The following is a 14524-nucleotide window of genomic DNA, read 5'->3' as shown; positions in this document are numbered from 1 at the left end:
CCGACAACCGGGTCCAGTCGTCGTCAAGGAATGCGGGTGGACTCGCCCACGGTTGTGACGACCGAGCGGTACGCGGAAAACGAAAGGGTCCTCCCATGCTTTCGGAAAACGAGATCAGCCGCGTGCTCGCGGTCACCGCGCATCCCGACGACGTGGACTTCGCCGCCGCGGGAACCATGGCGCTGTTCACCGCGCGAGGTGTCGAGGTGACGTACTGCGTGGTCACCGACGGTGACGCCGGCGGCTTCGACCGCGAGCTGGACAACACCGGGATGGCCGAGCTGCGCCGGACCGAGCAGTCCAACGCCGCCAAGGCCGTCGGGGTGACCGACGTGCGCTACCTCGGCCGCCACGACGGGACCGTGGTGCAGAGCCTGGAGCTGCGGTGCGAGATCACCCGGGTCATCCGCCAGGTCAGGCCCGACCTGGTGATCACCCACAGCCCCGAGCGCAACCACCGGTTCATCGCCCCCAGCCACCCCGACCACCGGGCGGTCGGCGGCTGCACCCTCGACGCCGTCTATCCCGACGCGCGCAACCCGTACACCTTCCCCTCGCTGCTGCTCGACGAGGGACTTGAGGCGTGGACCGTCCGCGAGGTCTGGCTCAACGGCGGCCCGACGCCCGACCACTACGTGGACGTCACCGACACCTTCGACCGCAAGCTCGCCGCCCTGCGCGCCCACGCCAGCCAGATCGACCACCTGGACGACTTCGAGGACTTCCTGCGGGGCCGCTTCTCGCAGATCGCCACCGAGGCGGGCTTCGGCGAGGGTCGCTACGTCGAGGCCTTCCAGCGGGTCATCACCGTCTGATCTCCCCGCGCGCAGGCCGGGAGGCCTGGCGCACGGCTCGCTGACCGAGCCGGGGCGCTGATCTCCCCGCGCGCAGGCCGGGAGGGCACGGCCCGGGAAGAGCCGGGAAGGCACGGCCGGGGGCCGAGACCGGGAGAGCACTGCCGGACCCGCCGGCGCGGGGTCACCTCGGCAGCGGTCCGCGGCCCGAGGCCGGCTCCTCCGGCGGGGCGAGGCGGGCGAACAGGTAGCCCAGGGAGTTGGTCGCGACGTGGAACAGGGCGGGGGCGGCGAGGCCGCCCCTCCTGCGCAGCTCGGTGAAGAGCACCCCGGCGAGGCCCGTCGTGACCACCGACCCGGCCACGACGCGCGCCACCTGCCACGCGGGCGCCCCCTCCGGGCCTCGTGGCACGCCCGGCGCGTCCGGTCCGGCGGGCACAGCCGGTGCCCCGGAGCCCTCCTCGCCTCCCGTTCCTCGCGCGCGAGAGGCGAGGACGGCCGGGACGCCGGGGCCTTCGCCTCCCGTCCCCTCCGTACGAGAGCCACGGGAGCCACCGGAGCCCGCGGCGTCGGGGACACCGGGAACGTCAGGGGCACCCGGGGCGCCGGGGGCGCCGAGGGCCTCCCCCGTGGCCAGGCGGCTCAGGGCGGGGTTGGCGGCCATCATGTCGACGGCGGGCAGGATGTGCCAGAGGCCGAAGAGGACCGAGGAGACGGCGGTCGCCGTACCGTGGCCGTGCGAGCGGGCGACGAGGGCGTGCGTCACCCCGCGAAAACCGACCTCCTCCAGCAGGACCGTGCCGAACGGCACCTGGATCAGGGCCTCCTCCAGCGCGCGGGCGCGCGACAGGGACAGGGCGCGCTCGTCGCGGAAGAACCTGCGGGTGGCCGGCACGGCGATGCCGGCGGCGTAGGCCCCGGCCACGGCGGAGGCGAGCGCGCCACCGATCCGCAGGCCCCGCGAACGCCGGTGGAACCCCAGCTCGGCCCAGGAGAGCCCGGAACGGCGGGCCATGACGACCAGCGCGCCGGTGGCCGCGGCCGAGGTCAGCGGTGCCAGCCTCGGCGCCAGGCGGTTGTTGAGCACGTTCGCCGCCACCAGCACCGCCACCGTGCCTGCCAGGGTGCCCGCCAGTGTGCCCGGCAGAGCGCCGGGCACCGCCTCGGATCCGGCACGGGCGGCTCGTCCCGGCTCGCGTTCCATGCCCACGACTCCCTCGGACGTCGTCTCGCGCCCCGCCTGCCGGGCCGCGCCGGGGATCGCGACCTCGGGCCCGCCCCGCGCCTTCGATGATCCCCGCCGATCCGGCACGAATCCGGTTCGAGGCTACGCGACGGGGGCCCGGCCCGTGGCGGCCTGGCGCCAACCGTCGGGGAAGCGCAGGCCGCGGCGTTCCTTCACCGTCAGGCCACCCCAGATCCCCTCCGGCTCGGCCGCACGGAGCGCGTAGGCCCGGCACTCATTCAGCACCGGACACCGCTCGCAGACCGCCTTCGCCCGCGCCTCGTGCTCGGCCGACTGCGTCAGCGGGAAGAACAGCTCGGGATCGCTCGTACCGCAGGCACCTCGCGCGGCCCAGCCGATCTCTCGCACCGTCATCCGCATGCCATCACCCCCTGGTCGCTCCCCGCCCTCAGCGTAGGTGGACCGGGACGGCCCGGCATCAACCTCCCGGCGGATTCATGTGTACTCATCGCGGCGTACTTTCGTCGCGGCCTGGTCAGGCGGGTGCCCAGCCCGGCGGCTCCTCCGGCTCCCCCGCGGCTCCCACGCGGCGGCTCCGGACGCCCGGACGTGAAACCGCGCGAGACCATCGCGGACGTGGTCCCCGGCTCCGGGCCTCTCGGCTCCCGCGCGATGACTCCCGGTGCGCCTCAGCAGACGCTCGTCCCCTGGTTGTAGCCCTTGACGAACAGCTCCTGGCGCTGCCCCGCCGTACCGTGGGCGTCCGGACGCAGCCAGTCGTCGGTGGGGTCGCCGGCCGCGGCGAGGTTGAGCAGGAGTTCGTCCTCGTCGCCCGGCTCGGTCTGCAGCGCGCCGCCCTTGACCAGCGCCCCGAGGGTTCCTCCGGCGTAGCAGTCGGCCTGGAGTTCCTGCTCGATGCTCAGCCGGAAGGCGGTGTTCAGCTGTGCCTGCACCGCGTGGCCGAACTCGTGCGGGATGATCACGTAGACCGAGCCGTCGCCCATCCGCTCGTAGAGCTCGTTCATCCACCTCTCGTCGTAGGCGATGAAGTGCCCCACCGGGCAGTAGAAGGCGTTGTTCGGCACCGAGGGCTGCCCGCCGCAGTCGGGCCCGTTCTCTCCCTGGTAGGCGGTGAACGCGGCGACCGGGCGGTAGGTCAGCCCCGCCGCGGAGAAGGTCTGCTTCCAGTAGGCCTCGGTGAGCTCCCTGGCCAGCTCTACGTCCGACTCGAACGTCTCCCCGCGCGCGCTGGGCGTGGCCCGCTCACCGGCGGGACCGGCCTCCGGTTCCGGGCCCTCCCCGACGCTCCCGCAGGCGGTGACGGCCGCGAGCACGAGCACGAGGAGAAAAGAAAACGCTCTCATGAACCCATCGTGACGGAGTTACGCTCCCCGCGCGCGGAATCGGCACGACCGGGGTTCAGGGGGACGGCCAGGTGTGGACGGGCTCGTTGGTGTGCATGTTCTCGATGTAGTGCAACGTCATCCGGCGCAGCGCCTCGTGCCTTTCGAGGTCGCCGAACGCGTTCACCATGTCGATCTGCCAGCTCGCCCCGGTCGTGCCCGTCAGGCAGCGCTGCTCGACGATCCCCAGCAGCCGGTCCCTGGAGTCGGGGGCCACGCCCCACAGGTCGAGTCCCTCGTGGGCGAGCGGCAGCAGGCGGCGCAGGATCAGTTCGGACGCGGCCACCTCACCGAGCCCCGGCCAGAAGAGCCTGGCGTCCAGGCCGTGCCGTGCCGCGGCGTGCAGGTTGTCCTCGGCCGCGGCGAACGACATACGCGTCCACACCGGGCGCTCGGCGTACGGGAGGACGCGCATGAGCCCGTAGTAGAAGGCGGCATTGGCGGCGACGTCCGCCACCGAGGGCCCGGCGGGCAGCACCCGGTTCTCCACCCGCAGGTGCGGGGTGCCGTCCACGACCGCGTAGATCGGCCGGTTCCACCGGTAGACGGTGCCGTTGTGCAGGGTCAGCTCGCCGAGCTGCGGGGTGATCCCGCGTGCCAGCTCCTCGCGCGGGTCCTCCTCGTCGCACAGGGGCAGCAGCGCGGGGAAGTAGCGGGCGTTCTCCTCGAAGAGGTCGAAGACCGAGGTGATCCACCGCTCGCCGAACCACACCCGGGGCCGGACGCCCTGGGTCTTCAGCTCCACCGGGCGGGTGTCGGTGGCCTGCTCGAACAGCGGGATCCTGGTCTCCTGCCAGAGCCTGCGGCCGAACAGGAACGGCGAGTTGGCCGCCAGCGCCACCTGGGGGCCCGCGATGGCCTGGGCGGCGTTCCAGTTGGCGGCGAACGCCTCGGGGCTGACCTGGAGGTGGAGCTGCAGGCTCGTGCAGGCGGCCTCGGGGGTGATGCTGTCGGCGTAGGTCTCCAGGGACTCGTCGCCCTCGATCGACAGGTGCAGGTCCTCGCCCCTCGCCGCGAAGATCTGCTCGTTGAGGAGTTTGTAACGGGGGTTGGCCGACAGCGTGCCCTCGTGGACGTCGCTCTCCCGCAATGTGGGCAGGATGCCGACCATCACCATGTGCCCGCCGACGGTGCGGGCCTGTTCCTCCGCGTGGTTGAGACGGTCCCTGATCACCTTCTCCAGCCGGGCCGCACCGTCTCCCTCCAGCGACTCCGGCAGGACGTTGATCTCCACGTTGAACTGGCCCAGCTCGGTCCCCCAGTCGGGCTCGGCGATCGCCTCCAGCACCTCGGTGTTCTTCATCGTGGCCTCGCCGCGCTCGTCCACGAGGTTGAGTTCGATCTCCAGCCCGGCCCGGGGCCTGTCGAACTCGAACCTGGACTCGCGCAGCAGCTGCGCGAAGACGTCAAGGCACCGCCGAACCTTGTCCCGGTAGCGCCGCCGGTCCTCGCGGCTGAACACCATCGCGGGTACATCGCGTCCCATACTTCGCAGAGTCGCACATAAGTAACTGCTCGTACAGGAGGGGGTGAAGGTTCAGACCAGGCGGCGCGCCGTGGCCCAGCGGGACAGCTCGTGGCGGTTGGAGAGCTGCAGCTTGCGCAGCACGGACGAGACGTGGGTCTCCACGGTCTTCACCGAGATGAACAGCTCCTTGGCGATCTCCTTGTACGCGTACCCCCGGGCGATCAGCCGCAGGACCTCGCGCTCGCGCTGGGTGAGCGAGTCGAGTTCGGGGTCGATCGGCGGGGCCTCGCTGGAGGCGAACGCGTCCAGCACGAACCCCGCCAGCCTCGGCGAGAAGACCGCGTCGCCCTCGGCCACCCTGCGGATGGCGTCGGTGAGCTCCCGCCCGCTGATGTTCTTGGTCACGTATCCCCGCGCGCCGCCCCGGATCACGCCGATCACGTCCTCGGCCGCGTCGGAGACCGACAGGGCGAGGAAGCGCACCGTGGAACCGGAGCCGAGGACCCGGCGCAGCACCTCCTGGCCTCCGCCACCGGGCATGTGCACGTCGAGAAGGACCACGTCGGGCCCGAGGGCGGCGATCGCCTTGACCGCGGACTCCACGTCCTCGGCCTCCCCGATCACCTCGATGGAGTCTCCGAGCTCGGCCCGCACCCCGGAACGGAACAGACGGTGGTCGTCGACGATCAAAACCTTCACCACGCTCATCGGACTTCCCCTCGCGGTCCCGAGGTCCGCCTTCCGGCCGGCCGCACGACTTCGGCTCGCTCGATACTCACGTCTTCTCCAGCTTCATGGTCAGCATCACTTCCGTGCCCTCGCCGGGCTCGGTCCGCACCCGGGCGCTGCCCCCGTGGCGTTCCATCCTGCCGATGATCGACTGGCGGATACCCATACGATCCTCGGGCACCTCGCTCATGTCGAACCCGGCCCCCCGGTCCCTGACGAAGACGGTGACCTCGTCCGGCTCCGTCTCGGCGTACACGGAGACGACCTCGGCACCGGAGTATTTCGCGGCGTTGACCATGGCCTGCCTCGCGGCCTGCATCATCGCGGACAGTTCGGGGGTGAGCGGGCCGTCGCCGACACAGACGACCTCGATCGGCACCCCGTGCGCGTCCTCCTCCTCGGCCGCGACCCGCCGCACGGCCGCGGCCACCGACGCGTCGGCGTCCTGCTGGGGCTGGTAGAGCCAGTTGCGCAGCTCCCGCTCCTGGGAGCGGGCGAGCCGCATCACCTCGCGCGGGTCCTGGGCGTTGCGCTGGATGAGCGTCAGCGTGTGCAGCACCGAATCGTGCACGTGGGCGGCCACCTCGGCGCGTTCCTCCTGCCGGATGCGCTCGCGGCGCTCGCGCTGAAGCTCCTTCCACAGGGCGGCGAGCCAGGGCGCCGCGATCAGCGCGACACCGCCCACGACCACCATGGTGAACACGATGCCGGGACGGGCCTTGCCCAGCTCGTCGTTGGCCACCAGGAAGCCGATCGCGCCGACCACGACGAGCACGAGCCCGAGGAACGTACGGACCCGGTTCTGGCGGACCTGCCCGACGGTGTGGTTCATCCAGCGCTGCCGCCGGTCGGGGTCGGCCTGCTGCCACAGGATCAGCGAACCGATGCCGCCCACGGCGAGCGGCCAGGCCCCGATCCCGGTCTCCGAGGCGCCGGTGAGCCAGCCCAGGGCCGTCAGCGCCAACCCGATCGCGCCGTACGCGGCGAGCTGGCTCCAGTCCCTCGAAGGCTCCCTGCCCTCGTGCGGCTCGCGCGGGGTGAACATCCACAGCGCGGCATACGCCAGGGTGCCGAACCCGCCCAGAACGGTGAGCAGCACGAAGGTCAGCCGCAGCACGACCGGGTCGAGCCGGAGCTGGGCGGCGGCGCCCTGGGCCACCCCTGCGATCAGCCGTCCTTCCACCGGCCGCACAAGGCGGGGGAAAGGGGCTTCTTCGGGTGTCACGGGCGCCGAATCACGAACTGTCTGTCGGTCAGCCATATCGTCAGCATCGTCACATGAACCAGCCTGCCACTGCATCAGGCGTTCCCCTGAAGCGACCCTGAGAGAGGCATCCCCCCTCCGGGACGACTCAGGGGTCTCCCGGATGCGTCACGGACCGGGAAAGGCCACGATTGACCATATGAACGACACCGGGCGGGCCCATGGTCCGGCGAGCTCGCCGTCCGCCTCCTCCCTCTCGGGAAAACGCTCCGAGGAGCGTTTCGAGGAGCACGGCCTGAAGCGCAGCAACGAGGGACGGATGCTCACGGGCGTCTGCGCGGGGCTGGGGAGATACGCCCAGATCGATCCCGTGGTGCTGCGGGTCGGCTTCGCGGTCCTGGTGCTCGGCTCCGGTATCGGCATCATGCTCTACCTCGCGGCGTTCCTGCTGATGCGCGAGACCGACGGCGGCCCCGGCTACTTCGAGCAGTGGACCCGGCGCGACTTCGACAGCGAGACGGTCCTGACCCTGCTCACCGGCCTGTTCGCCCTCGGGCTGATCGTCAACGTCTCCTCGGACGGCATCGGCACCGGCACGGTCGTGGTCGGCACGGTGTTCGCGATCGCCCTGCTCGCCGCCCACTCCCGCGGGGTCGACCTGCTGGCCGTGGCCAGGTCCCTGCCCGATCGGCTGCGCAGGCGCCGCACCCCGCACCCGCCCGGCCGGTGGCCGGGCCCGTCCACCCCCGCAGGACCGCCCGGAGTCGGTGAACGGGACCCGGCCGCCCACGCCGCCGCGCCCTGGGCCACCGGCCCCACCGCGTACGCCGGAGCTCCGACGGCGAGCCCTCCCGGCACCACCTCGGGAGACACCGCTCACGTCGGCACCACCGCGGAAGACGCCGCTCACGCCGCGCCGCGGCCGGGTGGTGAGACGGTCACGGAGCCGTACGCGCCCGAGGCCGGACCGGGCTCCACGACGTCCCATCCGCTCCCCACCCCGCAAAGCCCCACCGGGCATGCGCCGGGCATGCCCCCCGGTCCCGCCATGCCACCGCGGGAGGCGCCCGGCGAGACCCCGCAGGACCCGTACTACGCCCACACGAGGCCGTCCTTCGACTCCTCCGGCGCCCCCTTCTCGCCGTACGGCCCCTACCAGCCTCTGGATCCCCGGAGGCGGCAGCCCTACTCCCCCTACGACCCGGCCGCGTACGGCGGGCCGGTGGTGGCACCACCCGCCCCGCGACGGCCCAGGTCGCTCGTCGGGAGCATCACCATCTGTCTGGCCATGATCGTTGGAGGGGTCATCGTGGCGATCCAGTCCGCCTCGGGATCGGTCAACATGACGGTCGTCGGCGGCGCGGTACTCGTCGTCATCGGCGCCGGCCTGCTGGTCGCCACCTGGTTCGGCCGGGGAGCGGGACTGGTCGCGACCGGCACGATCCTGTCGATCGCCCTGGTCGCGGGGCCCACGCTGGGCGGTATGCCGAAGAAGTTCGGCGACTTCGACTGGCGGCCCGTCACCCTGTCCGAGGTGGCCCGCGACTACTCGGTGGGCGTGGGAGCGGGCAGACTCGACCTGAGCGACCTGGTCCTGCCCCAGGGCTCACGGACCATCGTGGACGTCTCGATCTCGGTCGGCTCGATAAGCGTGATCCTGCCCGCGACGGCCAGAGTCGAGGTGAACAGCTCCACCAGGTTCGGCGACATCAAGATCGACCATGCGGTGGAGGGAGGGGCGGACATCGCGCACAACAAGATCCTGGAGCCCGAGGTGCCCCCCAAGGGCGACGTGGCGACCATCGTGCTGAACGTGAAGGCCGGCATCGGGGACGTGGAGGTGCGCCGTGCGGCCTGACATCGACAGGGCCGAGCAGCGTCGCGTACACCGCACCGACTGGATGGCCCTGCTCAGCGGCGTGGTCTTCATCGCGGCCGGGATCGTCTTCATCAGCGAGCCGTCCGTCTCGCCACTGGTCATGCTCACGATCCTGGTGGGCGGCCTGGGCTTCGCGGGCCTGGTCACCATCCTGGTCAAGTCCGTCCGGCGTTAGAACCGCGGGCCTCACACCTCACAGTCGAGAACGGCACGGGCTCCTGGCTCGCGAACGAGCGGTTCACCGATTCGCCCTCGCATCTCACCGTCAAGGACGGCACGGTCCGCGCGGTCACGCAAGGCCGTCCGGCGCCAGGACCACGAGCTTCACCTCTCCGATCCCGCCGCCCCGGGTCTCACGGCAAAAGGCCAGATCAGGCATTAGAGTCGGAGCATGTCCGCCCTGGAGTTCGTCAGCACCGTCCGCGCGACGCGGGCCGGACTCACGGACACGCTCGCCGACGTGGCGGGCATGACCGCGTGGGGCCGGGCGCACGCCGCCGAGCTGGGGATCGACTCGGACTTCGTCGCCTCGGAGCGGCTGCGGGTCGAGGTGGTGGAGCTGCGGCAGGCCGTACGGGCGCTCTTCGCCAGGGCGGTGAAGCCGGGCGCCGCGAGCGGCGCGGACGCGCATCGGCTTCCCGGTTTCGCCGAGTCGCTCGACCTGGTCAACGCCGCGGCTCTCGCCGTGCCGCTCGCCGCGCGGCTGGAGTGGCCGGCCGAGGGCGTTCCCCGGGCACGCAGCGTCCACGGCGACGGGGTCACGGAGTCGGAGCGGATCCGGGCGGCCCTCGCGACGTCGGCGATCGAACTGCTCGCCGGGCCGCAGCGGGAGCGGCTCCGCACCTGCCCCGCGCCGCGCTGCGTGCTCTACTTTCTCAAGGACCACGCCCGGCAGGAGTGGTGCTCGGTCGGCTGCGGCAACCGGGCCCGCGCGGCCCGCCACTACCACCAGCACCGCGACGGCTGACGCCTTTCCGGATTCCCTCACGAGTGACACGTGAGCCGTCGCCGCGACGGCTCCCCCTTTCCCCGCGCACGGGTGTTTTCCCACGCACGGGTGCGAGGTGGCGCGAACCGGCACCGGAACTTCGGCCACGAAACAACGCGAACCAACACCGAGACCCCGGCCACGGAACGACATGAGGTGGCACCGAGCCCCCCGCCACGGAACGACGTGGGCCGACGCCGGGACGATCCACCTCACGTCCGCGTCCGAGTCGGGCCGCACCCGCGACACCCGCGCCGAACTCACACCCGACGCCGCGATCTCACATCTAGGTCTTCTTTATTGTGATTTACACCACAAATTTATAATGGGAAAAATGCCAGTTATGCGTTAGATTCATCCTGCAGCCAAACTAACGGACCGATCCGTTAGAAAACCTGACGGGAGAGATCAGATGACCTTCCAGACCGGCCATGTCGGCCTCAACGTCTCCGACCTCGACAGGTCCAGGGACTTCTACCTGAAGATCTTCGGCTTCGAGGTCCTCGCCGAGTCCGGTGAGGCCGACCGCAGGTACGCCTTCCTCGGTCTCGACGGCACGCTGATGCTCACCCTCTGGCAGCAGAGCGAGGGCCGCTTCGCCACCGGCCTGCCCGGCCTGCACCACCTGTCCTTCCAGGTTCCGGACGTCGAGGCGGTCCGCCGGGCCGAGGACGCGATCAGGGAGGCCGGCGCCACGCTCCACCACGACGGCGTGGTGGCGCACGGCGAGGGCGCGTCCTCGGGCGGCGTGTTCTTCGAGGACCCCGACGGGATCCGGCTGGAGATCTACACGCCCACGGGCGTCGAAGGTTCTCCCGTACCGGTGGCCGCCGCTCCTACCTGCGGCTTCTTCTAGATGCCCGTGGAACACGCCGGAGAGCTCGCGGTCCAGCGAAGGGCCGGGGTCCGCGCGGTGGCGCTGGGCTCGGCCAGGACCCGGCCGGAGATCCCGACGGTGGCGGCCGAGTTCCTGGGGCGACAGCGGATGCTGCTGATCGGGGCGACAGGACGGGACGGACTCCTGTGGGCGTCCGTCCTGACCGGACCCGAGGGATTCGCGGAGGCGGTGGACGAGCGGACGGTCGTGATCGACGCGGTGCCCGGCGAGCACGACCCGCTGACCGGGCTGGACGGGGGCCAGATCGGGATGCTCGCGATCGAGCCGCGGAGCAGGCGCAGGATGCGGATCAACGGCACGGTCTCGCGGCAAGGCGACCGGCTGATCGTCCGTACCGAGCAGACGTACGCCAACTGTCCCAAGTACATCCAGGCGCGAGAGATCGTCACGGAACCGGCGGGACCCGCCTCCCGAACTCCCGGCTCCGCCGATCCCCACGGAGACTCCCCGGAAATTCCCGGCTCACCCGATCCCCATGAAAGGACCTCCGCTTCTCCCGACGCCGACCTCGCCGGTTTCTCCTCGGCGACGGCGTTCGGCGACGACGACCGGGCCTGGATCGAGGGCGCAGACACGTTCTTCGTCGCCACCACCGCGCCCGGCCTCGGCACCGACCTGTCGCATCGGGGCGGCAACCCCGGGTTCGTCCGGGTGCTGGACGACCGGCGGCTGGTCTGGCCGGAGTACGTCGGCAACTCCATGTACATGACGTTGGGGAACCTGGAGCTGGACGACAGCTGCGGCCTGCTCTTCCTCGACTGGGAGGGCGGCGACGCCCTGCACCTGACCGGACGTGCCCGCATCGACTGGGATCCGGGGAGCGTTCCGGGCGCGGAGCGACTGGTCAGGTTCGAGGTGGACCGGGTCGTCCGCGTACCGGGAGCCAGCCCGCTCCGCTGGAGGTTCACCGAGTACTCCCGCCACAACCCGCCGGTCTGACCGCACGGCCGGACGCATCGCCCTCGCCAATGAGGGCAGTAGGAAGGAAAGGACACGAAGCTGGAGCGTGGACACGGCCCGCCGTGAGGGTCCGAAGGGACTCCAGAGCGGCATACTGGCGATACGCCCCCGCGTAGTCGTAATGTCGCGACAGCGGCCGACCGGCAAGGAGCGGAGCGATGGCGATGCGGTTCGAGCACGAGTTCACGGTTCCCCTGCCTGTCGAGCAGGCGTGGCCGGTGCTGCTCGACGTCGAGCGGATCGCGCCCTGCCTGCCGGGTGCCGCCGTGGACAAGGTCGAGGGCGGCTCCTACACCGGCCGGATGAAGATGAAGATCGGCCCGGTCACGGTGACGTACCAGGGCGACGTCGCTTTCGAGAAGGTGGACGAGGACACCCACACCATGACCATCAGGGCCTCCGGAAAGGAGGCCAAAGGTCCGGGCACGGCCGGTGCCACGGTCGTCGCACGCCTGCACCCCCAGGGTCGCGAGACCCGGGTCACCGTCGACACCTCCTTCGATGTGACCGGCCGCCCGGCCCAGGCGGGCCGAGGCGTGCTGACCGAGGTGGGCGGGAAGCTGATCGACAAGTTCGAGGCCAACCTCTCCCGCCTGCTGGGCGAGGGCTCCGGCACGGAAACGACCGGCGTGGGCGGCCGGAGCGCGGCCGGGAAACCGGAGTCGGCCGACGACGTTCCGGCGATCTCGGAGAGCTGGGGTCCCGGCCCGGCCCGTCCGGCCGACTCGGACTCGACGGGCTCGACACCCCCCGGCGCCGGGAGCCCCGGCGCGGAGAGCGGCACCACCGGCTCGGCGTTCCCCGGCCCCGCAGGCTCCACCGGTCACGGCGCGGAAGGCCCCGGTGGCCCGGCGGCCTCTGAGGCGGCGGCGTCCGGGCTGGGTGGCCCCGGCGGCCCGGAAGGACTGAACGCCCCCGGCGTCCCGGCCACACCGGGACGTCACCTCAGCGCGGTGCCCACACCGCCCGGCCTCTCCGTCAACGAGGAGGCCGAGTCCCGCCAGAGCCACCCCGCGGGCACCTCGCGCACCTCGCTCAGCCCGGAAGAGGAGGCCCTGAACCTCCTGGAGGTCGCGGGCATGCCCCTGCTCAAGCGCATCGGCCCCCTGGTCGCCGCCCTGGCGGCCCTCATCCTGCTCACCTGGCTGATCCGCCGCGCTCTACGGCACTGACCAGCTGTCAGAGCGTCTCCCGCGATCCTCAGTAAACGCACTTTTCGACGTCGTCCGACGTGCAGCCCTTGGGTACGTGAGGCGACCTATCGGTCCAATCGGACTTTCCGACGGTGATTGTTGTGATCACAGTGCCGGATGGCATGCCGTCCCTGGCCGTCACCAATGCTTTGCGGAGACCGAGTGGGTCGCCGGTGGAGGGGTCGATCAAAATTCGGCTCTCCGTACCCTCGAACGAGGATTCGCGTGCCAGTGCGATCGCCACGCGCCCGTGGGGCCCCTGGACCGTTTCGATGATCCGAACACCAGGGAGAGCCGCCAGCATCCGGTAGACGGCCGCGCCCGTACCCGGCGAAATGGGCACGTCCCACAGGAGGGAGGACCCCAGTGACCAGAGCCAGTCGTCCACTGTCTCGTCAGGCCCTTTCGGTTTCGCCTTGCTGTACGCGGGCCAGTACGTGAGAAGTCTGGCCCTGAGATCTTCCGGCTTCTCCGGCAGTTCCATGACCTCCTTCACGTCCAAGGGCACGTTGAAGACCCGCAGGGGACGTGCCGGCCGATTCGAGGAATCCGGCGTGACAAGAGTCCGGTCGATCGGTGGAAGGTTGACGTCACAGTCGCGGTGCGAAGCGCAAAGCTCCGGCGAACCGGCCCGCTCCCACGCGGCACGGTCCTTCGCCGTGGACGGCACCGTACCGAGCCTGGTCCATTCGCGCACCGTGGGCAGAGTAGGGCTGTACCAGAGCGTCTGCCGCCCCCAGTCGTCGACGACGTAGCCGTTGACCCGCACCCGCAGGAACAACTGGGTGGTCGCCCGCCAGTACAGGCTCTCGACAGGCTTCGGTCTCGCCGCCGCCCGGTCGGCCACCGCCTCCAGCACCTCTCCCGGCCCTCCCGCCCGAGGTGCGGCGTCCGGCCCCAGTCGGGGCACGGTTACAACGAACGCGACCACCGTTGCCGTGGCAACGGCCGCGACCGCCCATCCAAAACGGCTACGGGACCGTCCTGCGAACCGTCGTTGTGAGAACCTCGCGTCGTTCAGCGCTCTGGCCCTGGTTTCGGCGACTCTCGCCGGATCGGCGAGCGGGACGTCGGGCATCACATCGTCAATGAACCGGAACTCGTTCAACAGACCTCCACTCCCAGCACGTCGCGCAGTTTGGTCCTCGCCCGGCTGAGCCGGGAGGCCACCGTGCCGTAGGCGACCCCGAGCGCCTCGGCGATCTCCTCGTAGGTCAGCCCTCCGTACGCGATCAGCAGCACCACGTCGCGCTCGCCCTTGGACAGCCGTGCCAATGCCCCTGACAACCGACCGACCGTGACCCCCGCCGTCACCCGCTCGGCAACCCGTTGATCGTGGCCGTCGTCGTCGGGAGGCGGTCCGGTCCTGGCCAGCGCCCGATAGCGGCGGATCTCGGCCTGACGGTGACGGCCGATCAGGTTGGTGGCGATGCCGTACAGCCAGAGCCGGACCCCGCCCCTGGCGGCATCGAACCGGTCGCGACGACGGAAGGCGATCAGGAACGTCTCGGCGGCCAGATCCTCGGCGACATCGAGGCCGAGCCGCCGCCCGATGTAGCGGCGAATCTCCTCGTAGTTGGCGTCGAAGACGGCGGCGAACCGCTCCCGGTCGACCAGCGAGGACAGATCAGAAACAGCGATCATGCAAGGGGCTCCCTTGCCAGAAGGACAAGACACCCCTTCTTGCCCGACGGGCATCCCACCCTTCCCTTATTTCTCGCCGTCCCTTTCGGCGGAAGCAGCCGGAACCTCTGGGCAGTCGCTACGGCCCCGGTGGACGTTCAGGCCGGTGCATCAGCCAACGATGGGGTGAGAGTGGTGA

At 70.9% G+C, this 14524-nt stretch carries 15 protein-coding genes; 7 read left to right on the top strand and 8 right to left on the bottom strand.

Annotation, left to right across the window (positions count from 1 at the left end; translation table 11 throughout):
- The first annotated feature begins 95 nt into the window (after window positions 1-95).
- Window positions 96-815, top strand: a complete 720-nt coding sequence (locus ABT352_RS08125; protein WP_350943416.1) for a PIG-L deacetylase family protein — start codon at window positions 96-98, stop codon at window positions 813-815.
- Between the two features lie 163 nt (window positions 816-978).
- Here the strand turns inward: ABT352_RS08125 and ABT352_RS08120 are convergent, their stop codons facing one another.
- From ABT352_RS08120 to ABT352_RS08095, 6 genes are all read right to left on the bottom strand, one after another.
- Window positions 979-1998, bottom strand: a complete 1020-nt coding sequence (locus ABT352_RS08120; RefSeq protein WP_350943414.1) for a CPBP family intramembrane glutamic endopeptidase — start codon at window positions 1996-1998, stop codon at window positions 979-981.
- A gap of 123 nt (window positions 1999-2121) precedes the next feature.
- Entirely contained in the window at window positions 2122-2400 is a 279-nt protein-coding gene (locus ABT352_RS08115; protein ID WP_350943412.1) for a WhiB family transcriptional regulator, read from the bottom strand.
- Between the two features lie 269 nt (window positions 2401-2669).
- Window positions 2670-3344, bottom strand: a complete 675-nt coding sequence (locus ABT352_RS08110) for a neutral zinc metallopeptidase (protein ID WP_350943410.1) — start codon at window positions 3342-3344, stop codon at window positions 2670-2672.
- Between the two features lie 55 nt (window positions 3345-3399).
- Window positions 3400-4869 (bottom strand): glutamate-cysteine ligase family protein, encoded by a 1470-nt coding sequence (locus tag ABT352_RS08105; protein ID WP_350943409.1) that lies wholly within the window; start codon window positions 4867-4869, stop codon window positions 3400-3402.
- Window positions 4870-4920: 51 nt separating this feature from the next.
- Window positions 4921-5559: a response regulator gene (locus ABT352_RS08100; RefSeq protein ID WP_350943408.1), complete on the bottom strand. Its 639-nt coding sequence runs from the start codon at window positions 5557-5559 to the stop codon at window positions 4921-4923.
- A gap of 67 nt (window positions 5560-5626) precedes the next feature.
- A complete protein-coding gene (locus ABT352_RS08095) occupies window positions 5627-6841 on the bottom strand; it encodes an ATP-binding protein (protein WP_350943406.1) in 1215 nt (404 codons plus the stop codon).
- A gap of 142 nt (window positions 6842-6983) precedes the next feature.
- On the opposite strand from ABT352_RS08095, the gene ABT352_RS08090 reads away from it, so the two are divergent.
- The 6 genes from ABT352_RS08090 to ABT352_RS08065 all read left to right on the top strand — a co-directional run bounded on the left by ABT352_RS08090 (window position 6984) and on the right by ABT352_RS08065 (window position 12681).
- Complete coding sequence (locus ABT352_RS08090; RefSeq protein WP_350943404.1) at window positions 6984-8642, top strand: PspC domain-containing protein; 1659 nt, start codon at window positions 6984-6986, stop codon at window positions 8640-8642.
- The gene (locus ABT352_RS08085) at window positions 8632-8838 is read left to right on the top strand and encodes a hypothetical protein (RefSeq protein ID WP_350943403.1); all 207 of its coding nucleotides are present in this window, start codon (window positions 8632-8634) and stop codon (window positions 8836-8838) included. Before ABT352_RS08090 ends, ABT352_RS08085 begins: the two co-directional genes overlap by 11 nt.
- Before the next feature lie 216 nt (window positions 8839-9054).
- Entirely contained in the window at window positions 9055-9630 is a 576-nt protein-coding gene (locus ABT352_RS08080; RefSeq protein WP_350943401.1) for a CGNR zinc finger domain-containing protein, read from the top strand.
- A 433-nt stretch (window positions 9631-10063) separates the two neighbouring features.
- The gene (locus ABT352_RS08075; protein ID WP_350943399.1) at window positions 10064-10507 is read left to right on the top strand and encodes a VOC family protein; all 444 of its coding nucleotides are present in this window, start codon (window positions 10064-10066) and stop codon (window positions 10505-10507) included.
- Complete coding sequence (locus tag ABT352_RS08070; RefSeq protein WP_350943398.1) at window positions 10508-11488, top strand: pyridoxamine 5'-phosphate oxidase family protein; 981 nt, start codon at window positions 10508-10510, stop codon at window positions 11486-11488.
- A 179-nt stretch (window positions 11489-11667) separates the two neighbouring features.
- Window positions 11668-12681: an SRPBCC family protein gene (locus tag ABT352_RS08065; RefSeq protein ID WP_350943396.1), complete on the top strand. Its 1014-nt coding sequence runs from the start codon at window positions 11668-11670 to the stop codon at window positions 12679-12681.
- A gap of 28 nt (window positions 12682-12709) precedes the next feature.
- On the opposite strand, the gene ABT352_RS08060 is transcribed toward ABT352_RS08065, so the two are convergent.
- Complete coding sequence (locus tag ABT352_RS08060; protein WP_350943395.1) at window positions 12710-13810, bottom strand: CU044_5270 family protein; 1101 nt, start codon at window positions 13808-13810, stop codon at window positions 12710-12712.
- Entirely contained in the window at window positions 13807-14346 is a 540-nt protein-coding gene (locus ABT352_RS08055) for an RNA polymerase sigma factor (protein WP_350943393.1), read from the bottom strand. Before ABT352_RS08055 ends, ABT352_RS08060 begins: the two co-directional genes overlap by 4 nt.
- Window positions 14347-14524 lie beyond the last annotated feature (178 nt).

This window comes from Streptosporangium sp. NPDC000563, from assembly GCF_040299985.1.
Taxonomy (GTDB): Bacteria; Actinomycetota; Actinomycetes; order Streptosporangiales; family Streptosporangiaceae; genus Streptosporangium.
The sequence above is the reverse complement of the archived record's forward strand: the minus strand, read 5'-3'. Positions and strand labels throughout refer to the sequence as shown.